The sequence below is a fragment of the Photobacterium leiognathi genome (assembly GCF_030685535.1).
GTDB lineage: Bacteria > Pseudomonadota > Gammaproteobacteria > Enterobacterales > Vibrionaceae > Photobacterium > Photobacterium leiognathi.
The window spans coordinates 1,936,485-1,958,474 of record NZ_CP131601.1; the positions used below are offsets into that span (position 1 = coordinate 1,936,485).

Here is a 21,990-nt window from a genome sequence, read left to right on the forward strand (position 1 = left end):
CGTATTAATTCCCTTCTATTTATGCATCGATTGCACAAATACCTACGGCGCAATTACAGTTCAATTACTTATCGTCCTGCTTATCAGCAAGGATTGCGCAGAAAAATAGCACAAGGCTGAATAGAAAAACAACATTCATTAATAAAAAAACATAATCTTTTACATTGATTTTAAATTACTCGGTAGCTACCGAAATACATTCTAGAACAAACAGTATTTATTACTAATTTATCTAACCAAAACGATATAAAACAAATAAGTGCATTTAAAAACAATAAGATAAACTTAACTCATGATTAATAAATGCTTAAAGCTGTAATATGCCACCTTGCAAATTCACCTTAAAAAAACACATAAATAGTTGATTTAACAGGACTACCCCTAAAGAGGTATTTAGAATACCTCTTGATTTAAATCATATTTCTTCACAATTTGACTTAATACACTGAACGCAATTTAAAGCATGGTTAAGTAGGTGTTATGAGTAAAGTCAAATTGGCGATTATCGGCAACGGTATGGTCGGCCACCGTTACATCGAAGAGTTAATTGATCGCACAGAGATCGATAACTATGAGATCACTGTCTTCTGTGAAGAGCCTCGCGTCGCTTATGATCGCGTGCATTTATCATCTTATTTTTCTCACCACACAGCGGATGAGCTCTCTCTTGTAAAACAAGGGCATTACGAAAAACACGGTATTAATGTGCTTTTAGGTGAACGTGCTATTAACGTTAACCGTGAGCAAAAACTCATCCTATCTAACACTGGCCGTGAAATTCGTTACGACAAACTCATCATGGCAACAGGATCCTACCCTTGGGTTCCACCTATCAAAGGTAGCGAAAACAAAGACTGTTTTGTTTACCGCACTATCGAAGATCTCAAAGCCATTGAAGCAACCGCAAAACGTAGTAAAAGCGGTGTTGTTATCGGCGGTGGTCTTTTAGGTTTAGAAGCCGCAGGCGCATTAAAAGCACTAGGGGTTGAAACCCATGTGATCGAATTTGCCCCAGTGCTCATGGCAGAGCAACAAGATTTATCAGTATCAAGCAACCCGTAAGGTAAGCTAACGCAATCAAATAAAAAGGCACTTAGCATTTCTATTTCTAGTAATAACTTAACCCAAGTGCCTTTTTAAATACGTTTTGTGACCATATTTTTAATAATCAAAACAATAAGAACAACTCAACTTACAGCCAAGCCATTATCGCGGTGATAAATAATCCAATAAGCCCCAATAAACTCACCACGAAAAAGATGCTGCGTATTACTTTTAAATTAAAGTAATAGCACAACATATGCCCTACTCGCCCAAATAAATAAACCACAGCGAAACCATTAACCCAGTGGGCCGTGGGCTGAGAAAATAGCGCAAACAGGACGAATACAATAAAGATCCCAAGGCTTTCATTACTATTGGCTAATGCTCTATTAGCTCGGAATAAAAAGTGTTCATGGTTAGCTTCAATGGCAAAACCGGGGATGTGCTTTTTACTAAGAATCACCACATCTAAAACGATTAACTGTAGTAACAACAACAGCCCCACCAAGCCAATAACCCAAATCGTAATTTTATAGGGAAGCAAAAATTCCATTGAACTGTCCTTTTATCAATATTTAATCGTTCTCGGTATGCCACACCTCATAATGACGTTCTACATTAATGGTAATTCTTCCCCATTCAGATGCTGTAACACGCCTTTGATGATGTTCAAAAGCATTATTGTTAGAAAACTCTTCATAAACATCAAAATAACAGGGAGAGTGTGAGCGTTGGTTAACATTAAACACTATACATCCGGGCTCTTGCTTTGTTAGTGCGACGTGTTTCTCAAGCGCTTTACTGACGATGTTCAATTCATCGTCAGGAACAACAATCAATCCTTTTAATATCACTTTTCCCATTTCTTTAATTTCTTCGTTAGTGTAAAAAATTCTACTTAATATTAACCTTAAAAAGAGGATCGATAGGCTTATCAACAAAGTAAGCCCATACATGATCAAAAACACGATGCTGATTAGGAAATGGCGTTAACGCTTTCGCTTCTTCTAATGTGCACCATTGATAATCCGTATGTTCATGATTAAGTACTACGGCTTGATTGGGAGGGCATATAACAACGAAAACAGGAATGATTTGCAGCACATTCACATTGGCTTCAAAAAATTGTTGCAGATATTGAGCGTTGTAAAGATCGACAATATTGATTTGAGTTTCTTCATAAAACTCACGGACGATGGCTTGCCAAGCGGTTTCTTCTCCTTCGATAGAGCCACCAACATGGCACCAATATCCACCTTTTACTCGTTTCATCAGTAGCATTTTCATCACGCCATCAATTTCAGATAACGCAACCCCTGCCACAATGGAAGAATCTATCGGGATCATAATCTCACCTCAACATACTAAGTCTCATCAAACCTTAGCAGGTTATAAAAGTGAATACTTTATGATCCCGATATGAATATTTATACCCAAGTGACTTCAATATGCCTGATTCAGAGCGAAGTCACTAAGTTGAATTCAAGGAAGACAACGAAGCGGAATAGCGAGCTCTTTCCAAGTTGTCTGACGCAAGAAGTCGGCTCAGTGACACGCTCCCAAAGGGCGAGCGTCCTTAGCTCTCAGACTTTGTTAACGATTCTCAATGTAGAACCACTATATCTACGAATCGTTGCCGCGCCTGAGAACTAAAGTCGTCTCGCTGAACACTGCATCTTGAAGTTACTTGGGTATATGCTTGCGATAAAATTCTAATTATTTGTATTCAAAGCGCTTTCCCAGCGTTGAACAAAATTCGTTTTAGTTCTTTGTTCCACAATCATTGTGACAACAAAAGCTATGATCGCCACAATCGCTGATGCTGAAACCACAGGAACTAAAACAACGCCAAAATAACGTGTCCAAAGAATAGCCAATGCCACGAACCAGCCAAATAGGAACATGGTGTTATTTAAAGAAATAGAAAGAAGGCTTGGTAGTTTAACTGATGATATTTGCGGTTTTAAATGCGGTGATTGTTTCATTGTGTGTGAGCTAAATAGCTTCGCGGTGATAAACGAAAGTATTGCACCTAAACCAAAAGACAGTGAAACCGCCTGTCCCCAAACAGATACTTCTGTTGTTGAAATCATGTCAAGAGACATAGGAACATGCAATTTATCCGCAAAAGCATGTGAAGCAACAAAGTAATTGATCACAGCATTAATTACTGCACCAATAATGGAATCTTTCAGAGATATTTTTACTGTATTCATAATCGTAATAAAAAAGAGGCCGTAAATACGGCCTCTTATTAATAGCATTCAACTAATTAGAAGCTAACTTTGTCCGCATCAAAGTAGTAACGTGCAGGTGCGATATTCATACCGCCTGTAACAGGTAAACAAACACCTGTAATAAAGCCCGCCAAATCACTCGCTAGGAAACTAACAGCATTCGCGATATCTTCAGGCTCTCCCATTCGCTTAATCGGCTGCGTTGCTAAGAAGTTATCAATGAACTCTTGGTTCAAGTTGTTCTTCACCGCATCCGTTGCAATCATGCCCGGTAGAACCGCATTACAACGAATACCGAAACCCGCATATTGAATCGCGATTTGACGAGTCATATGGTTAATCGCATTTTTCGCCGTACCATATGAGATGCTCGACATCTCAGCACTTAAAGAAGACAGTGATGAGATGTTAACAATGCTACCACCACCATTTTTTACCATCGTTGGGATCACGGCTTTTGACGGAATAAACACGCTATTGATGTTAGCAAGCATATTCTTTTCCCAATCAGCAACATCAGTATGTGCTAAATCGCGGTCTTTACGTAAATCAACACCGCCAAAGTTATTCACTAGCACATCAATCTTGCCTTCTTTTTCAAGAATAGAATCAATCAGTGGTGCGTAAGAATCATTATCAAAGGCATTAAAGAACATGCCTGTCGCTTTACCATTGTTTTTCTTAATTTCTTCTGCTGTTGCTGTTGCTTCATCAACATTCCAATCAGCCACGTAAACATTGGCACCTTGAGAAGCTAATAGCAGGCTACATGCTTTACCAATGCCTTGTGCGCCCGCAAGTACTAATACTGTTTTATTCTGAAACATAACCGATCCAATTTTGAACATCGTTTTATTAAGCATATTATACATGTCCCTTATAGAGAATAAATATAGATATTCAGCCAAATATTCCCATTATCTTTCCAGTTAGAGGTGTAAAAACACGTAAATAACATACCTTGTTACACTCTGCCCTGTTAGTATAAATAAAAATCATTATCAATTGTAAGAAAATGAATAACGAAGTTAGAGTGATAAACAACATACAAATCACACCCAATATGCAACGAGTCACTTTGCAAGGAGAATGCTTATCTGCATTTTCTAAAAATTGTGCGGGAAACTATATAAAATTGCTTTTTGCTGAAAATGGCAGTACTGATATTAGTCTTGTGCCGCAAGGGCAACGTCCTGTAATGCGTACCTATACTATTAGAAAGCATATTCCGGAAGAAAATAGTATTGAAGTCGATTTTGTTCGTCATGATACAGAGCAAGGTGATCACAGCTATGCTGCAAAATGGGCGAAGCAGGCATCATTGGGCGATAAAATTAGTCTATTAGGCCCAGGGGAAATTAAAGACCTCAATCATGATGCAGATTGGTTTTTTATGGTTGCCGATATGACAGCCCTGCCATCATTGGCGACAAAAATACAAAGGCTACCAATTAACGCTACGGGATACGCCGTTATTCAAGTTATCGATAAAGAGGATATACAGCCATTATCTACGCCTGAAAATATTGAAGTGTTATGGATAACAGCCTCTGAATCGCTAGCTGACACTGTCACGTCATTACCTTGGAAGGACGGCAAGGTTTCGGTTTGGTCGGCCTGTGAATTCGATACCATGCGTGAGCTACGACAATATTTCCGTAATGAAAAAAACGTCGAAAGAGAGTTCATCTACATTAGTAGTTATTGGAAAAACGGTGTGTCAGAAGATGGCTACAAAGACATTAAACGTCGAGATGCTACGAACATATGAAAAGTATTAAGCACTTTTGTAGGTTATAAATGGCACAGAAGCATTAATAATGACTCAAAAAACTAGAGATATAAAAAAAGGCCTGATTAATCAGGCCTTTTCCTAAATAGTGCTTATTAATGATTTTCTGCGTTTAGCAAATCACCTTTGGCTGCCTTTAAGTATTGCACCATTGACCAGTAAGTTAACACCATTGCCACGTAAAGCGATGCGTAACCTAACCAAACAACATACTCATGTGGATGCCATAGTAATAATAATAAAGCGAACATCTGCGATGCGGTTTTTACTTTACCGACCCAAGACACTGCAACACTTGCGCGTTTACCAATCTCAGCCATCCATTCACGTAGTGCAGAAATAATAATTTCACGACCGATCATAGTCACGGCAGGAATCGTTACCCACACTGAATGGTAATGTTCTACGACTAACACTAATGCTGTTGCTACCATTAATTTATCAGCAACCGGATCAATAAAGGCACCAAAACGGGTTGTTTGATTTAACTTTCGAGCTAAATAGCCATCAAACCAGTCAGTGACACCAGCAATCCAAAAAATCAACGCTGTAGCAAAAGCAGACCACTCGTACGGCACATAAAAGGCAATAACAAAAAATGGGATGAGCAGGAGCCGAACGAAACTTAAGATGTTAGGTATTGATAAACGCATAATATTATTCTTATGTTCAAAATCAGAGTTTAATCTACTCGACAAGCCTACTCCAAAGTATGCTTATGTGCGAATTTATCAGTAAATTAAACCAAAAAAGTGCAGCAAACTAACTATGTTGCAATGCATCGACTATTTTTTCTGCTAAAGCAGGGCTAATGCCAGGTACTTTTGCGATTTCTTCCTTACTTGCTTTTTTCAGCTCTTGCATACCACCCATATATTTGAGCAACGCTTGGCGTCGTTTCGGTCCAATACCTTCTACATCTTCAAGACTACTGCGCTTACGTACCTTGGCACGTTGAGCACGGTGACCACTAATCGCATGGTTATGACTTTCATCACGAATATGCTGAATTAAATGCAGTGCGGGAGAATCACTTGGCATCGATATTTCTTCACCAGTGACAAAAATTAACGTTTCTAACCCTGGCTTACGTGTTGTCCCTTTCGCAACACCCACCAACATAGGACGCTTTGATAAATCAGCGATATAAGGTTTTACTACATCATACGCTCTTGATAATTGACCTCTACCCCCATCGATGAAAATTATGTCTGGAATTTTATCTAATTCCATTTCTTTACTATAACGACGCTCTAAAACCTGCGCCATTGCTGCATAATCATCGCCGCCCGTAATGCCAGTAATATTATAACGACGGTACTCTTGCTTATAAGGGCCATCTTGGTTAAATACCACGCAAGAAGCGACCGTTTTCTCGCCCATGGTATGACTGATATCAAAACATTCCATGCGGGAAATAGGCTTTAAGTTTAATGCTTGTTGCAGAGCAAAGAAACGCTCTTGTATTGTTAAACGGTGATTTATTTTGCTGGTTAGCGCTGTTTCTGCGTTGGTTTTCGCCAATTTTAAATACTGCGCACGACTTCCCCGTGGATTGTATTTAAAACTGATATTACGCCCCGCCATCTCCGTTAACGCCTTAGCAATGGTTTCACCCTCATCACCCAGCGTTTCACTTAATAAAATAGCACTAGGGATCACTCGACCTTCAACCTGATTGAAATAATACTGAGTAACAAAACCCGTTAATACTTCAGTTAATGTAGCGTCGGCTGGCACTTTAGGAAAATAACTGCGGCTGCCTAAGATCTTACCTTGGCGAATATATAGACCATGAATACAGGCTAAACCGTTGCTATGTGCAATACCGATAACATCAATATCATCTTCATTATCTTGGCTAACGAATTGTTGCTCTTGAATACGTCTTAATGCTTGAATTTGATCGCGGTAAGTCGCAGCTCGCTCAAACTCTAACGCTTGGCTAGCTTGCTCCATTTTTTCGACCATAATGCTGATCACTTGGCGATCTTTACCCTTCAAAAATAGACGTACTAATTGCACCTGCTGTTGATATTCTTCATCGCTGATCAAACCTTCAACACAAGGTCCTGAACAACGACCAATTTGATACATCAAACAAGGTCGACTACGATTTGCATAAACAGAATCTTCGCATTGACGCACAGGAAAGATTTTCTGCATTAAATGCAAACTTTCTCGTACAGCACCAGCATCAGGGTATGGGCCAAAATACTCTCCTTTACGACGCTTAACGCCACGGTGAATCGACAAACGAGGATGTTTGCTCGCACTAAGAAGAATATAAGGATAAGACTTATCATCACGCAGTAATACATTGTACTTCGGCAAATACTGCTTGATGTAATTGTGTTCAAGGATAAGCGCTTCTGTTTCGGTATGGGTGACCGTCACATCCACGTTGCAGATATTTTTCACTAATGCGCGAGTTTTTTCACCCGCGACATTAGTACGAAAATAGCTAGATAGACGTTTCTTTAAATCTTTCGCTTTACCAACATAAATAACCACACCAGCGGCATCGTACATACGATAGACGCCTGGCTGATGTGTTACGGTTTTCAGAAAAGCTTGAGGATCAAAACTTTTTTCGTTTGGAACATCTGACACTATAACGTCTCTGTATCAAGCATTCCGTGGCGAATAGCAAGGTGAGTTAACTCAACATCACCGCTAATATCTAGTTTGTTAAACAAACGATAACGGTAACTATTCACGGTCTTAGGACTTAAATTCAACTGCTCTGAAATGTCAGTGACTTTTTGTCCTTTGGTGATCATCATCATGATCTGAAGTTCACGCTCAGAAAGCTCTTTAAAAGGATTTTCAGAGTTTGAAGCAAACTGACTTAAAGCCATCTGCTGCGCTATTTCAGGTGAAATATAACGCTGACCACTGTTTACCATTCGAATCGCATTAACCATTTCATCAGGACCTGCCCCTTTAGTTAAGTAACCAGCAGCACCTGCTTGCATTACTTTCGTTGGGAAAGGGTTTTCTGTATGAATCGTTAAAACAATAATCTTTACATCGGGATTGAATCGTAAAATCTTACGGGTTGCTTCAAGTCCACCGATACCTGGCATATTCATATCCATAAGAATGATATCTGCATGATTGCTACGACACCATTTTACGGCTTCCTCACCACTGACGGCTTCCCCTACCACTTTAATACCACGGACATCTTCAAGAAGACGTCTAATCCCTGTGCGAACCAGTTCGTGATCATCTACAAGGAATACATTAATCAAGCTGTATCTCCAATGATTTGGCTCTGCACCCAGCCGGAATGGCAGGATAGCTACTACTAATACTACATAATTCTACCTTAACTTAACACTTCGCCTTATGCTGATTCTGTGTATCAGTCCAAAGTTTCGTACCAAGTTAAGGCTTGACATTAGACTTTCTAATTATTCTTTTTTACGCTCTTCAAAATAAAAAACGCTAGCCGATTATTGACTATTTGATAGAAAAAATAAAGTTAAAAATATAATCTTTCCAATTAGTTATAATTATCAATCTGATAACGTACCCAAATTGACCTTATAGTTTATAAATTACAAACTCAACCGTAAATTAAAATAAATTTAAAACTAGCTGTCCCTTTGAGTGTAATTGATTCCGTGATTTTTTTTACTTTAATCGCAATAAAAGTGCAAAAAAATTCAAGTTACCAAATGTGTCAGACACCTAGGCGTTGCCCCCAATCTCTCATGAGGTTGTGCGGATTTTATCTGTAACCCAAGTGAAAAAGAATAGGAATTCTCGTCCAGTGATAAACAGATATATAACTCAATAACAACTGAAAATACCACTAAATAACAATATCTTATTACCAAGTTTTCATTGATTTAATTTATTTTCACGAAAGTCGATTATTCTTTAGACGTCTAGATGTAAAGCATTCCTTTCTTCAATTTATTACTGTATTATATGCGCCGCTTTTGGTTCTATTCTTTTTACGTTCTTTATGAGTTCAGAATTTAGACCAACACCGCTCTTGTTTAATAATGGATTATTCGCGTTGAGTGGCAACAGCTAGCATCTCTAGCGATGACTTGCCCCAACCTTTGGCACGGCTGCCAAATCGGTGACATCACTTTACCCAAAAGCGCGCGAATCGAATCCAGTTTTTATCTGTGTTGTTCCATTTATACGATGAACAACCATCAAGAGTTTACAAGGTTTAGTTATGAGTCTTTCAGCCAAAACGGTTGTTTTGATTGCTATCGGTGCTGCGTTATACGGCATTGGCGGTTTACCTATGTTTGGTATTCCTGTATTTGCAAACACAACCTTAAAGCCAGCAATGGCAGTACTGGCACTGTTCGCTGTTTTATTTGGTCCGTTAGTAGGCTTTCTGGTCGGCTTTATTGGTCACTGGGTAACAGACTTATTTGCTGGTTGGGGCGTTTGGTTCACTTGGGTTTTAGGCTCTGGCATCGTTGGTATGATCATTGGCTTATATCCAAAGCTAACCCGTGAGCGTCTTGAGAAAGGCTTATTCTCTAAACTTGATTTCACCCTTTTCGTCTTTCTTGCATTTTTAGGCAACGTGATTGGCTACGGCACATCAGCATTTCTTGATTCCGTACTTTATGCTGAACCGTTCACCAAAGTATTAGCACAGTTAGTGATTATCGCAGCAGGTAATACCATCCTGATCGCGGTTGTTGGACACTTTATTTTGACATCTGTTGCGAAGCGTAAGCAGCAAAGCTACAACCTCAAAGAGGCATACTAAGCATGGCAATTCAATTTACCGATTTCTCTTTTAAATATTGGGCACTTGAAAAGCCAACGCTTAAGAACATCAATCTAACAATTAATGACGGCGAAAAAGTCGTGATTGTTGGACCAAGTGGCAGTGGTAAATCAACATTAGGTCAGTGCCTAAATGGCTTGATCCCACATGCGATTAAAGGTGATTGCTCAGGCTCTTTGACAATTAACGGCAATGATACTCAGACAATGAAGTTAGACCATTGCACGAGTATGGTTGGTACTGTACTGCAAGATACTGATGGTCAGTTTGTTGGTTTGAGTGTAGGTGAAGACATCGCTTTTGCGCTTGAAAACCAAATGATCCCGCAAAAAGAAATGCGTGAGATCGTACAAGCCACTGCTGATATGGTTGATTTAAATTCAATCATTGATCACTCACCTTTTGATTTAAGTGGTGGTCAAAAACAACGTGTATCACTGGCTGGTGTTATGGTTGATGACGTCGATATCCTGTTATTTGATGAACCTTTAGCAAGCCTTGATCCGAAAACCAGTAAAGCTGCTATCGAGATCATCGATAATCTGCATAAAGACACAGGTAAAACAGTCATTATCATTGAGCACCGTTTAGAAGATGTGCTTCATCGCCCGGTTGATCGCATTATCATGATGAATCGTGGTGAAATCGTTGCTGACATGACGCCTGACGAACTATTAGCAAGCTCTGTACTTGAGCAACACGGTATTCGTGAACCTCTTTATATCTCAGCAATTAAAGCTGCAGGTTGTACTGTTTCACCTGAAGATCATCCTGCATATTTCTCAACCATTAACTTAGAGAAATTCAAGCCACAGTTAGAAAATTGGTTCCAGCAAGTCGCACCTGTTCAACCAGCCCCACAGCAAGATGTATTGCTAAGTGTTAAGCATCTTTCTTACTCGTATGATGGCGTTAAAAACACCCTTGATGATGTCAGCTTTGATGTTCATAAAGGCGAGTTTGTTTCTATTATGGGTAAAAATGGCTCAGGTAAATCAACCATTACGCGTTTGATCATGGGTGTATTAGAGCAAGATAACGGCACGATTTCACTCAATGGTGAAGATCTTGCTGGTTGCTCTATTTTCGAACGCAGCCAAAAAATTGGTGTTGTACTGCAAAACCCTAACCATATGATTTCACATCATATGATTTTTGATGAAGTGGCATCAGGTTTACGAAATCGTGGTGTTGATGAAGCGATAATTAAAGAAAAAGTAAACCACATGCTGGAGCTATGTGGTTTAGGCCGCTACCGCGAATGGACAATTGATGCTTTGAGCTTTGGTCAGAAAAAACGCGTTACTATCGCAACAATGCTAGTGCTTGAGCCTGAATTACTGATCTTAGATGAGCCAACAGCAGGTCAAGATTACTATCATTACACTGCAATGATGGCGTTCATTAAAGAGCTGAATGAAAAGCTTGGTATTACTATCATCATCATTTCACATGATATGCACCTTGTATTGGAATATACCCAACGTGCGATTGTGATCGCAGATAGTCAGTTACTGGCAGATGACAGTGTATACCGTATTTTCAGCCAGCCTAGCCTACTTGATAAAGCTAATTTAACAGTAACAAGTCTGTACACTTTAGCTGAATCACTGGGTATCACTCGTATTGATGACTTTATCCGTTGTTTTATTGAGCACGAAGCAAAAACGAAATAATAATGAAAACCAACAAATTCAAGTTTGGTATTAGCTACATTAATACCCAGTCATGGCTACATTCACTCAACGGTATTACCAAGTTCGTTCTTTTTATGGCTTGGGTAACCATGGTATTACTGACTTTTGATCTACGTGTAATTTGTGGATTGATTATTTTAGGTTTGTACCTATTAAAAGAAACAAAAGTGCCATTTAGCGTCTATAAACCTTTGCTAATGGGTACAACCGTTGTGCTATTAATGAACGCCCTATTTATGTTCTTAATCGCGCCTCAACAAGGTACAGATTACATGGGTACTAAAACAGTATTACTACATGTATTCGGTCATTACGACATTACATTAGAAACGCTGTTTTACTTGCTAACAGTAACACTGAAATATTTCAGTATGTTCCCGATTGCGTTGGTGTTTGTATTTACTACTCACCCAACAGAGTTCTCTGCAAGTTTAAACAAACTGGGCGTACCATACCGTGTCTCGTATGCTGTTAGCTTAACATTGCGTTATTTACCGGAAGTAATGAAAGACTTCACCAATATCATGCATGCACAACAAGCGCGCGGTGTTGATATTTCAAAGAATGCGCCTGTGATGACGCGTATTCGTAACGTTGCCAAAATCTTAGGCCCTTTAATTTTCTCAAGCCTAGATCGCGCTGACGTAATTTCAAATGCAATGACGCTACGTGGTTTTGGTCGAAATAAAAAGCGTACTTGGTACAGCTTAAAGCCAATGACTAAAAACGACTATGTCGCATTAGCCGTAATTGCCGTTGTATTAGTATTTGGTATTTTACACCGTATGGAATCCACCAGCTTATTCTGGTATCCATTCCATTAATAAGTAGAACAAGAAAGCCAAATAAAAGAAAAGCCGATCATTTGATCGGCTTTTTCATATCTATGCTATTAGTCTTATTTACTTTTGGCGTGTTGTAATCGACGTTCTTTTTGACCTTTAATTACAAGGAAAATACCAACAAGAATAAACGGAATACTTAGTAACTGGCCTGTATTAATCATCATTCCTGTTGAGTAATCTGCTTGGTGAACTTTAATAAATTCAAGCAAGAAGCGTACTGTCATCACAAGCACTAAGAACCAACCAAGGAGTAGACCCTTGTATTGACCAATGTCTGTTTTACGATAAAGCGCAAACAAGAAAATAAAGATTGCTAAGTAGGAAAAACCTTCATACAGCATCACAGGGTGACGAGGGATCATATCTACACGTTCAAAGATCACAGCCCACGGTAAATCACTTGGTTTACCAAGGATCTCTGAGTTAAAGAAGTTACCTGTACGGACAAAGAAGCCAAATAGCGCAGTGGCAATGGCTAGTCGATCTAATAACCATCTGAAGTTAATGTTGTAACGTTTGGTGTAGAAATAAACAGCTAGAATAACGCCTAGACCGCCACCATGACTCGCTAAACCACCATTCCAAACAGCAATGATCTGCCCTGGATTTGCCCAGTAGTAATCAGGGTCGTAAAACACAACATGAAATAAGCGCGCACCAACAATAATGCCGACAACCGCATACATTAACAGTGAATCTAAGCTTTCTACTGGCTTATCTTCACGAATATAAATTGACTTCATGACTTGGAAACCAGCGGTAATGGCTAAAGCAAATAACACACCATACCAATGAATTTTCAAGCCTAAAAATGACACCATTACGGGGTCAATATTCCAAACAAAATGGTCCAAACGAGATTACCTTCTCAGCAATATATAGCCCAAACAATATGAGCTACTTAGAATCAACACAGGTTATCAAGAAAAGTCATTATGGTGAATAAACAGCAGCTTAATTTACAAAAAATTAATGCTATGAAATCGCAAGTAAGTAAATAAGGTAAACTCTATAACAATAAATCAAGGTAAAATAGAAAAACAATTACGACCTTTTTTCTTACTTTCATACAAAGCATTATCTGCTCTTGTCATCAACGTTTCAACATCATCACTTTGATGAAAAATTGCAGCTCCCACACTTAATGAACAGTAGACTTCATTACCTTTATAATGCAGTAATGTATTATTCACTACTAAACACATCTCAGATAATAGTTTATCTAATTTTTCAGGATCTGTTTGTTGTGTGATTATACTAAATTCATCCCCTCCTAAACGAAACAACTTATCTGAACGGCTTAACTTTGATGAGATAATTTTAGCGACATGAATCAAAGCTTGGTCACCAAAGACATGTCCAAATTGATCATTAATAACTTTAAATTTATCTATATCAATCCCAATTAATGTAAAAGTCTTATGAGCAACAATCATACCCTTTATATGGTAATTAAATGAGCGGCGATTTCGTAATTTAGTTAACGTATCTCTATTTACAAGAAACTGTAATTCCTTAGTTTTAATTTTAAGCTTAGCTTCAATTCTTGCTTTCTCGTCACGTTGAAATGTAGCAATGTAATAGACAAGTATCGCAATAATCAATCCAGCAACAGAAACACCTAATAAAACCCATACATCTTGGGCTTTTTTACTATTTGATTGCTTAAATTGCACTATCCAAGTGCGATTAGGTAACTTCACCTTTCTTACTAACACTTCACCTTTCTCTGAATCCCAACCAGGACTTTGGTACATAACCGGATGAGAATTCGCACCCAACCCTGTATCAATAATTTTTATCTGGCTATAAATACCATTTAGAGAGCGATGAATAATAGATTTCATATAAACGGTTAAATCAACAACACCAACCACAATACCTTCCATATGTTTGGTGTCATTTTGAAAGACTGGATAGTAAATAAGTAAGCCGCGTTTCTCTCTTTTTATCGCGTCTTGAGTAATAATACTTTTTTTCTGCCTATTAAACTTAATTAACTCTAAGGTATCAGACAAAATAGAAACACTATCAGAGACATTTGGTTGTCTTGAGTCGCTAATATTGTGAATAAATGACTGAGTACGAGGACTTTCCGAATAAAAACCCAATATATCTAAATTATTATTGGCTGTAGGGTATATTTCACTGACAACAAATATAGATTTGAGGCCATCAAATTTACCGTTAAATGTGTAAACTTTATGATCAGAGATAGTATAAATCTCGAAGTCAGGATAGCTGTTACGTTGATTTTCAATATAGTTGTCAATATTGTTTGGTGTTACTTCTTCTAACCATTGCAAACTCATCAAGCTTTCAGAGTTTTTCACAACCTCTCTAGCAAACAAATGAAAATTAACCCAATTAGAACGAGTACTTGATTGAAAGAAATTTGCGGTAGATCCGATAAAATCAATATCACTATTAATTTTTTCACGAAGTAAGTCAGCTTGGCGGGAAGCTGCCGATTCTAATACAACTTGATAATTATTATCTTGAATCTTGTTGATCACAACAAGCAGTAAAATAGTCATACATAAAACAATAATCGACGCTATTGCAGGCATCGATTTGAAGCTCACTACTTTTACTCGACAAAAATTCAACAATTTTCTAACTCTCAAGAAACAAAACCCTATAATCTAACATTATTTTATTTATCAAAAACAACACCAGCCTTTATCAGAAGAATAACAAGCGTATTTCTCAAAAAGAGTGACGTTGAATCTAAGAAATAAGAGAAACAATTGACTGATTACTAAAATTTCATCCTATAATTATAAACAAATAGTCTTTATTACATGGAGCCAAGATGTCAAAAAAACATCTTTGCAAAATATTGATTACAACTTTTACACTAATTACACTAACGATAACAAGTGTTGTATCAAGTGCGCCTGTTATGACTATAAAAATGCTCAGCATGTCTCAGAATAATTCAATGGACGACCATAAATATTGTTCTGAGCTTTCAGAAAGTGAACACCATAAATCGATAACAGGCGGCAAACATTGCAAGCAAGATATAGCCAGTAAAGACATCTGTTGCTCTGTGGCTTGTATCAGTTTTTTTGCTTATGTACCAAACCATGATGTCTTTTTCTCTTGGCCTTCCCAACTAGTTAAAATAGTTATTGATACATATAATAAATATTCCGCTTACCCTCACTCCCTCTATCGACCTCCAATCGTCTAATTCTGAACATATCTTTACACACTACCAGCTCTACATATCGGCTGTAGTTAAGATTCCTTGTATCTCTAGATCGTACTAGGCTCTGCTTTGTTGTATCTGGAGTACACATAGCCACGTTGATACCTATCAGCCGCTATGACTGTTCGGATAAATAATATGAACATGAAACCTCTTTTACAGACATTAATCGTTGTAACTGCTGGCTTAACATCTATTGCATCTCAAGCGACAACACCAATCACCACTACTGATGTTCCTGTACTTATTCAGCTTATTGAAAATGCAGTTATTAACGATAAAAAGCGCAGTGAAATTAAGGCTCAAACTCAAGCAATATTAGAAAACAGTGTTGCAGCTTCCAGCTTGCCCGATCCAAAACTTAAAATGGGATTGGGTAGCTTGCCAATTAATAGTTTTTCATTTGATAGCGATCCCATGACCATGTTTTCTGTTGGTTTAATGCAACAGTTTAGTCGTGGTGCAACACTCGATTTGCAACAACGAAAAGGTGAAATTCAAGCCAAAGGTATTGAGTTACAACTTGGTGTGCGTGAATTAGACATTGCTAATGCCATCACACAACGTTGGTTAGAGCTTGGTTATTTGCAGCACGTTGAAGCCATCATTAACAAAAATAAGCGTTTATTTACCGAGTTAGCACAGGTAACAAAAACTAATTACGCCAACGGCACCAATGAAGCGCAAGATGTTCTACAAGCTGAGCTGCAAATCAGCAAAATTGATGAACAGCTAAATAATAATCTGCAACAACAGCAACGCTTAATTTACCAATTGTCTGAATGGTTAGGTCCGCAATGGTTATCCAGCGCAGACACAATGAATGCCAAACAACCATTACATTGGCAAAAGCTCAATACGCTGCTTTCTCAATTAGAAAATCGAACAGAGCACTACGCTATTTTGCGTCATCATCCGATGGTAAAGATTTCTGATACGGCGATCTCAGCCAGTGAAACCCAAGTGGATATTGCAACCGAAGCCTACCAACCCCAGTTTGGTGTCGAAGTGATGTACGGTGCCCGTTTTGCCAATGGCATGAATGGAAAACCTGCATCAGACATGCTGTCGGCTTATCTCACCATGGATGTCCCATTGTTCACAGAAAACAAGCAAGACCGAACCTACAATGCCGCTCAGCAGCAAGTTATCGCAGCGAAATCTCAACGTGATTTATTGCTACAACAGATGAACGCCAAGGTAAATACGCTGTTGATTGAACGCCACAATCTATTAAGTCGAATTGAGCGTTACAAAACGAGCCTACAACCCCAAGCAAAAGCCCGCAGCCAAGCCGTAGAACGTGGCTATCAAAATAATACAGCCTCATTTAAAGACGTGATCACCGCAGCCAATGATGAGTTAAACCTGAATACTGAACGTGTACGTATCGAAACCGATCTGCAATTAACGAATAGTCAATTGGCGGCATTAACCAATGGTTTCGACATTCAATTTCCAACATTATCCAACAATAATAATCAGTAAGGGTTAACCATGAAAATGCATTCTACTTTTGCCATCGCGGCGCTTGCTCTTGTTATTGGTGGCGTGATCGGGGGTGTGGCTGCACCGTATTTTTCAAGCCACTCAGGACATCAAAATCAAGCAACAACCTCAAATGATGAGCCGCTTTACTGGGTCGCACCGATGGATCCTAACTATCAACGAGATAAACCGGGTAAATCGCCAATGGGGATGGATTTGATCCCTGTTTATGCTGATGACTTAAACGGCAACAATGACAAACCCGGTACGGTCAAAATCGATCCCGCCGTTGAAAACAACCTTGGGGTTAAAACCGCACTGGTGACAAAACAAGTGTTGTCACCACAAATTACCACGATCGGTTACATCGCCTTTGATGAAAGCCAATTATGGCAAACGAACTTACGTGTCAGTGGTTGGGTTAAAAAGCTGTATATCAACGCCGAGGGTGAAAAAGTTAAGAAAGGCGATGTGCTATTTACCCTTTATTCACCTGAATTGGTGAAAGCCCAAGAAGAATTGCTAAATGCATACCGTAGCGGTCGTTCAGGATTAGTGTCTGGCACAAAACAGCGTCTGCTTTCTATGGGTGTCGATCAAGCTCAAATCAACCAAATACTACAAACAAAAAAAACCAAACAAACCATTGATATTAAAGCATTAGGCAATGGGATCATCGCTAGCTTAAATGTGCGAGAAGGTGGTTACTTATCACCAAGCCAAACCGCAATTAGTGCAGGTACTATTAATGAAGTATGGGTCAACGCTGAGATTTTTGAGCGCCAAGCCCACTGGGTAAAACAAGGCACGCCAGCAACCATGACACTAGAAGCAATTCCAAACCAACAATGGCAAGGTAAGGTGGATTATATCTACCCTATTTTAGATCCCAAAACACGCACGCTGCGAGTACGCCTAAAATTTGCCAATGATAATGGTGATTTAAAACCAAACATGTTTGCCAATATCACCTTGCAGCCTCACTCAGAAGACAGCGTACTGACTATCCCTTCTCAAGCAATTATTCGATCTGGTGGCATGAGCCGTGTGGTGCTATCTGAAGGTGATGGTAAATACCGCTCAGCCAAAATCATTGTGGGTCGAGATGCCAACAATATCACTGAAGTCGTTAAAGGCTTAAAAGAAAACGATCGGATTGTTACTTCTGCACAATTTATGCTCGATTCTGAATCGAGCCAATCAGCCGATCTGTCACGCATTAATGGTCAAGATGAAAAACAAACATCTGTATGGGCTACAGGTACCATCACAGACATCATGCTTGATCATAATATGCTCACTATCAACCACCAGCCAGTACCAGAGTGGAGCTGGCCGGGCATGGTGATGAATTTTGATCTTACTAAAAATATCGACACCTCAACGCTGGCTAAAAACCAAAATATTGAGTTTGAAATTCAAAAAACGCCACAGGGTAAATATGAAATCCTTGCGTTAAAAGTATCTGACAAACAAGCAGCAAAAGCGCATTGGATCACAGGCAAAATCACTATGCTCATGGCGGATTTTAATATGATCACCGTCAGCCATGATGCCGTCGATGATTGGCAATGGTCAGCCGACGAAATGAACTTCACCACTGATGGCAGCATTGATTTAAATGCCTTTAAAGAAGGTGAATCTGTTTCTTTCTTACTCGAAAAAGAGAACGCAGATTACGTGTTAAAAGCGCTTAAACCTGCTACTAATAAGGGAGATAAATAATGATCCCTGCCATTATTCGATGGTCGATCAACAACCGCTTATTGGTGTTGATTGCGACGCTATTTCTCACTCTGGGTGGCTTATACAGCGTTAAGAATACGCCTGTTGATGCCATTCCTGATCTTTCTGATGTACAGGTGATCATCAAAACCAGTTATCCCGGTCAAGCGCCCCAAGTAGTCGAAGATCAGGTGACCTATCCGTTAACAACAGCCATGTTAGCGGTACCGGGGGCTGAAACCGTTCGTGGTTATTCTTTCTTTGGTGACTCCTATGTCTACATTATCTTCAATGATAAAACCGACATGTATTGGGCTCGCTCACGGGTATTGGAATATTTAAGCCAAGTTGCGCCTAAACTGCCCGCTAATGCCAAACCAACATTAGGCCCAGATGCCACTGGTGTGGGTTGGATTTACAGCTATGTATTACAAGATAAAACAGGCAAGCACGATCTGGCAGAGCTTCGTAGCCTGCAAGACTGGTTCTTAAAATACGAGTTGCAAACCGTTGAAGGGGTCTCCGAAGTTGCCACCGTTGGCGGTATGGTGAAGCAATATCAAGTGGGAATCGATCCCGCTAAGTTGCGTGCTTACGATTTGACGTTGCAACAAGTCAACATGGCAATCCAAAACGGCAACCAAGAAACAGGCGCATCGGTGATTGAAGTCGCTGAAGCTGAACACATGATACGTACCACAGGTTACTTAACCAGTATTGATGATATTAAATCACTACCGCTAAAAGTCACGGCGACGGGAACCCCTTTACTGTTAGGTGATGTCGCAACCATCAACCTTGGTCCACAAATGCGTCGTGGTATCTCTGAATTTAACGGTGAAGGTGAAGCGGTTGGTGGTGTTATCGTGATGCGATTTGGTGAAAATGCCAGTGCCGTGATTGATAAAGTCAAAGCAAAACTCGAAACGTTACAACGTAGCTTGCCTGATGGTGTTAAAATAGTCGCCACTTATGATCGCTCTACCCTTATCGATCAAGCAGTAGAAAACCTATGGCAGAAACTGGCTGAAGAATTCATCGTTGTTGCCATTGTCTGCGCCCTCTTTTTATTCCATATACGCTCATCGCTGGTGATCGCCATTAGCTTGCCGATCGGTATTTTATCTGCGTTCATCATCATGCATTGGCAAGGCATTAACGCCAACATCATGTCATTAGGCGGCATCGCTATCGCCATTGGTGCCATGGTAGATGGTGCTATCGTGATGATTGAAAACTTGCATAAACACATTGAGCGTACTCCACTGACCAATGAAAACCGCTGGCAAGTGATCAGTAAAGCGGCTGAAGAAGTCGGTACACCTCTGTTCTTCTCGCTACTGATCATCACATTAAGTTTTGTGCCTGTGTTTGCGCTTGAAGGTCAAGAAGGCAAGATGTTCTCTCCCCTCGCCTTTACCAAAACCTATGCAATGGCGGCAGCCGCAGGGTTAGCGATCACCTTAGTACCCGTGTTAATGGGTTACTTTGTTCGAGGTCGAATTTTACCTGAAAGCAAAAACCCGATTAATAAAGCTCTGATTGCGCTTTATCGCCCGATGCTCAACATCAGCTTACGTTTTCCTAAAACCATCATTGCAATTGCAATTGCGTTAATGGCGTCGTCTTACTACCCGATCACCAAGTTAGGTAGTGAGTTTATTCCGCCATTAGACGAAGGCGATCTGATGTATATGCCGACTACCTATCCGGGGATCTCAATTGGTAAAGCCCGTGAGTTATTACAACAAACCAATAAATTGATCAAAACCGTACCGGAAGTAGCAACTGTGTGGGGCAAGGTGGGACGTGCAGAATCGGCAACCGATCCCGCACCTTTAACCATGATCGAAACGGTGATCCAATTAAAACCGAAAGATCAATGGCGAGAAGGCGTCACTAGCGAATCACTGCGTAAGGAATTTGATCAATTAATTCAATTTCCGGGCTTAACTAACGCATGGGTCATGCCGATCAAAACTCGAATTGATATGTTGGCAACGGGGATCAAAACCCCTATCGGGATCAAGATTGCAGGCCCAGATCTGCAAGTGATAGAGAAAATTGGTGCGGAGCTTGAGCCGATTCTTAATAACATCACAGGGACTGCTTCTGTGTATGCTGAACGTGTTACTGGCGGTCGCTACATCACAGTCGATATTAAACGTCGTCAGGCGGCACGATATGGCTTGTCCGTTAAAGATGTTCAACAGGTTATTTCAACTGCTGTGGGTGGTATGAACGTCAGTGAAAGTGTTGAAGGTTTAGAGCGTTACCCGATTAACGTGCGTTACCCGCAATCTTACCGAGATTCTGTCACTAAGTTACAAAACCTTCCGCTTGTAACACCCAATGGCGCACGTATTGCCTTAGCTGATGTCGCTGATATTCGCTATGAAGACGGTCCACCTATGATCAAAACCGAGAATGCTCGCCCTAATGGTTGGGTGTTTGTTGACATTGATGATCGCGACTTAGGCTCATACGTGGCTGAAGCACAAAAAACAGTGGCAGAGCAGCTTAAATTACCCGCAGGCTACTCACTGGCATGGTCTGGTCAATATGAATACATGGAGCGTGCCAAAGCCCGTTTAAGTATTGTTGCACCATTAACCATTAGCATCATCATGCTGCTGCTTTATTTTAGCTTCCGCCGAGTCACTGAAGTGCTGGTGATCATGGCAACCCTACCTCTCGCAATGGTGGGTGGCTTATGGCTGATGTGGTACTTGAACTTTAACTTCTCGATTGCCGTTGGTGTGGGTTTCATTGCCCTTGCTGGTGTTGCTGTCGAGATTGGCGTCATCATGTTGGTATATCTCAACCAAGCGTGGAGCTTTAAACAGCAAGATTGTGTAGAGAAAACGCTCACCACTGTCGATCTCCATGCTGCGATTCATGAAGGAGCCGGACAACGCGTTCGCCCTGTGATGATGACAGTACTTACCGTGATCATCGGTTTAATTCCCATTATGTATGGTGCAGGAACTGGCTCTGAAGTCATGCAGCGTATTGCGGCACCTATGATAGGCGGCATGGCATCAGCGCTGATCCTCACTCTACTTGTTATCCCTGCCGTATTTAAACTTTGGAAAAATATGGCAATGAAAAAGTCGGCATAAACAAGCTCAATCACGTGGTTATCTAATCAGGGTAACCACGCTACTTACT

At 39.9% G+C, this 21,990-nt stretch carries 18 protein-coding genes and 1 pseudogene; 9 read left to right on the top strand and 10 right to left on the bottom strand.

Going from position 1 to position 21,990, the window contains the following annotated elements; all coding sequences use genetic code 11:
* Positions 1–480 precede the first annotated feature (480 nt).
* A pseudogene (locus tag Q7674_RS15985) lies at positions 481–1,038 on the top strand (FAD-dependent oxidoreductase); the annotation flags it as partial.
* A 154-nt stretch (positions 1,039–1,192) separates the two neighbouring features.
* On the opposite strand, the gene Q7674_RS15990 reads toward Q7674_RS15985, so the two are convergent.
* The 5 genes from Q7674_RS15990 to Q7674_RS16010 form a co-directional block, all read right to left on the bottom strand.
* Entirely contained in the window at positions 1,193–1,597 is a 405-nt protein-coding gene (locus Q7674_RS15990) for an MAPEG family protein (protein WP_045065157.1), read from the bottom strand.
* A 22-nt stretch (positions 1,598–1,619) separates the two neighbouring features.
* Positions 1,620–1,907 carry a putative quinol monooxygenase gene (locus Q7674_RS15995; protein WP_045065159.1) on the bottom strand — a complete coding sequence of 96 codons (288 nt, stop codon included), beginning with the start codon at positions 1,905–1,907 and terminating at the stop codon, positions 1,620–1,622.
* A gap of 31 nt (positions 1,908–1,938) precedes the next feature.
* A complete protein-coding gene (locus Q7674_RS16000) occupies positions 1,939–2,391 on the bottom strand; it encodes an NUDIX hydrolase (protein WP_045065161.1) in 453 nt (150 codons plus the stop codon).
* Between the two features lie 365 nt (positions 2,392–2,756).
* Entirely contained in the window at positions 2,757–3,260 is a 504-nt protein-coding gene (locus tag Q7674_RS16005; protein WP_045065164.1) for a hypothetical protein, read from the bottom strand.
* Between the two features lie 56 nt (positions 3,261–3,316).
* Complete coding sequence (locus Q7674_RS16010) at positions 3,317–4,108, bottom strand: SDR family NAD(P)-dependent oxidoreductase (RefSeq protein WP_008987311.1); 792 nt, start codon at positions 4,106–4,108, stop codon at positions 3,317–3,319.
* A 188-nt stretch (positions 4,109–4,296) separates the two neighbouring features.
* On the opposite strand from Q7674_RS16010, the gene Q7674_RS16015 reads away from it, so the two are divergent.
* Positions 4,297–5,052, top strand: coding sequence for a siderophore-interacting protein (locus Q7674_RS16015; RefSeq protein ID WP_305422806.1), 756 nt, complete (start codon positions 4,297–4,299; stop codon positions 5,050–5,052).
* Between the two features lie 116 nt (positions 5,053–5,168).
* On the opposite strand, the gene pgsA is transcribed toward Q7674_RS16015, so the two are convergent.
* The 3 genes from pgsA to uvrY all read right to left on the bottom strand — a co-directional run bounded on the left by pgsA (position 5,169) and on the right by uvrY (position 8,330).
* The gene (gene pgsA, locus Q7674_RS16020; protein WP_023931874.1) at positions 5,169–5,726 is read right to left on the bottom strand and encodes a CDP-diacylglycerol--glycerol-3-phosphate 3-phosphatidyltransferase; all 558 of its coding nucleotides are present in this window, start codon (positions 5,724–5,726) and stop codon (positions 5,169–5,171) included.
* A 109-nt stretch (positions 5,727–5,835) separates the two neighbouring features.
* Positions 5,836–7,605, bottom strand: a complete 1,770-nt coding sequence (uvrC, locus tag Q7674_RS16025) for an excinuclease ABC subunit UvrC (RefSeq protein WP_305424147.1) — start codon at positions 7,603–7,605, stop codon at positions 5,836–5,838.
* Between the two features lie 80 nt (positions 7,606–7,685).
* Positions 7,686–8,330: a UvrY/SirA/GacA family response regulator transcription factor gene (gene uvrY / locus Q7674_RS16030; RefSeq protein WP_008987315.1), complete on the bottom strand. Its 645-nt coding sequence runs from the start codon at positions 8,328–8,330 to the stop codon at positions 7,686–7,688.
* Between the two features lie 944 nt (positions 8,331–9,274).
* Here uvrY and Q7674_RS16035 point away from each other — a divergent pair.
* From Q7674_RS16035 to Q7674_RS16045, 3 genes are read left to right on the top strand one after another with little or no spacing between them, the layout of a single operon-like run.
* A complete protein-coding gene (locus tag Q7674_RS16035) occupies positions 9,275–9,826 on the top strand; it encodes an ECF-type riboflavin transporter substrate-binding protein (RefSeq protein ID WP_008987316.1) in 552 nt (183 codons plus the stop codon).
* A 2-nt stretch (positions 9,827–9,828) separates the two neighbouring features.
* Positions 9,829–11,523, top strand: coding sequence for an ABC transporter ATP-binding protein (locus tag Q7674_RS16040; protein WP_305422808.1), 1,695 nt, complete (start codon positions 9,829–9,831; stop codon positions 11,521–11,523).
* 2 nt (positions 11,524–11,525) lie between these two features.
* A complete protein-coding gene (locus tag Q7674_RS16045; protein WP_008987318.1) occupies positions 11,526–12,368 on the top strand; it encodes an energy-coupling factor transporter transmembrane component T family protein in 843 nt (280 codons plus the stop codon).
* 74 nt (positions 12,369–12,442) lie between these two features.
* On the opposite strand, the gene lgt is transcribed toward Q7674_RS16045, so the two are convergent.
* Both lgt and Q7674_RS16055 read right to left on the bottom strand, forming a co-directional pair.
* The gene (lgt, locus tag Q7674_RS16050) at positions 12,443–13,243 is read right to left on the bottom strand and encodes a prolipoprotein diacylglyceryl transferase (RefSeq protein WP_043128647.1); all 801 of its coding nucleotides are present in this window, start codon (positions 13,241–13,243) and stop codon (positions 12,443–12,445) included.
* A gap of 168 nt (positions 13,244–13,411) precedes the next feature.
* On the bottom strand, positions 13,412–14,926 hold the full coding sequence (locus Q7674_RS16055) for a sensor domain-containing diguanylate cyclase (protein WP_223295619.1): 1,515 nt from the start codon (positions 14,924–14,926) through the stop codon (positions 13,412–13,414).
* Between the two features lie 278 nt (positions 14,927–15,204).
* On the opposite strand from Q7674_RS16055, the gene Q7674_RS16060 reads away from it, so the two are divergent.
* The 4 genes from Q7674_RS16060 to Q7674_RS16075 all read left to right on the top strand — a co-directional run bounded on the left by Q7674_RS16060 (position 15,205) and on the right by Q7674_RS16075 (position 21,941).
* A complete protein-coding gene (locus Q7674_RS16060; RefSeq protein ID WP_045065168.1) occupies positions 15,205–15,588 on the top strand; it encodes a hypothetical protein in 384 nt (127 codons plus the stop codon).
* Between the two features lie 156 nt (positions 15,589–15,744).
* Entirely contained in the window at positions 15,745–17,094 is a 1,350-nt protein-coding gene (locus tag Q7674_RS16065; protein WP_045065170.1) for a TolC family protein, read from the top strand.
* Positions 17,095–17,103: 9 nt separating this feature from the next.
* A complete protein-coding gene (locus tag Q7674_RS16070; protein WP_305422813.1) occupies positions 17,104–18,819 on the top strand; it encodes an efflux RND transporter periplasmic adaptor subunit in 1,716 nt (571 codons plus the stop codon).
* Positions 18,819–21,941 carry an efflux RND transporter permease subunit gene (locus Q7674_RS16075; protein ID WP_045065173.1) on the top strand — a complete coding sequence of 1,041 codons (3,123 nt, stop codon included), beginning with the start codon at positions 18,819–18,821 and terminating at the stop codon, positions 21,939–21,941. Before Q7674_RS16070 ends, Q7674_RS16075 begins: the two co-directional genes overlap by 1 nt.
* The last annotated feature ends 49 nt before the right edge of the window (positions 21,942–21,990 follow it).

Excerpts from the sequence above, each read along its gene's own strand:
- Q7674_RS15990 (WP_045065157.1), bottom strand. The coding sequence starts at position 1,597 with ATGGAATTTTTGCTTCCCTATAAAATTACGATTTGGGTTATTGGCTTG.
- Q7674_RS15995 (WP_045065159.1), bottom strand. The coding sequence starts at position 1,907 with ATGGGAAAAGTGATATTAAAAGGATTGATTGTTGTTCCTGACGATGAA.
- Q7674_RS16000 (WP_045065161.1), bottom strand. The coding sequence starts at position 2,391 with ATGATCCCGATAGATTCTTCCATTGTGGCAGGGGTTGCGTTATCTGAA.
- Q7674_RS16005 (WP_045065164.1), bottom strand. The coding sequence starts at position 3,260 with ATGAATACAGTAAAAATATCTCTGAAAGATTCCATTATTGGTGCAGTA.
- Q7674_RS16010 (WP_008987311.1), bottom strand. The coding sequence starts at position 4,108 with ATGTTTCAGAATAAAACAGTATTAGTACTTGCGGGCGCACAAGGCATT.
- Q7674_RS16015 (WP_305422806.1), top strand. The coding sequence starts at position 4,297 with ATGAATAACGAAGTTAGAGTGATAAACAACATACAAATCACACCCAAT.
- pgsA (WP_023931874.1), bottom strand. The coding sequence starts at position 5,726 with ATGCGTTTATCAATACCTAACATCTTAAGTTTCGTTCGGCTCCTGCTC.
- uvrC (WP_305424147.1), bottom strand. The coding sequence starts at position 7,605 with ATGTACGATGCCGCTGGTGTGGTTATTTATGTTGGTAAAGCGAAAGAT.
- Q7674_RS16035 (WP_008987316.1), top strand. The coding sequence starts at position 9,275 with ATGAGTCTTTCAGCCAAAACGGTTGTTTTGATTGCTATCGGTGCTGCG.
- Q7674_RS16040 (WP_305422808.1), top strand. The coding sequence starts at position 9,829 with ATGGCAATTCAATTTACCGATTTCTCTTTTAAATATTGGGCACTTGAA.
- Q7674_RS16045 (WP_008987318.1), top strand. The coding sequence starts at position 11,526 with ATGAAAACCAACAAATTCAAGTTTGGTATTAGCTACATTAATACCCAG.
- Q7674_RS16055 (WP_223295619.1), bottom strand. The coding sequence starts at position 14,926 with ATGACTATTTTACTGCTTGTTGTGATCAACAAGATTCAAGATAATAAT.
- Q7674_RS16060 (WP_045065168.1), top strand. The coding sequence starts at position 15,205 with ATGTCAAAAAAACATCTTTGCAAAATATTGATTACAACTTTTACACTA.
- Q7674_RS16065 (WP_045065170.1), top strand. The coding sequence starts at position 15,745 with ATGAACATGAAACCTCTTTTACAGACATTAATCGTTGTAACTGCTGGC.
- Q7674_RS16070 (WP_305422813.1), top strand. The coding sequence starts at position 17,104 with ATGAAAATGCATTCTACTTTTGCCATCGCGGCGCTTGCTCTTGTTATT.
- Q7674_RS16075 (WP_045065173.1), top strand. The coding sequence starts at position 18,819 with ATGATCCCTGCCATTATTCGATGGTCGATCAACAACCGCTTATTGGTG.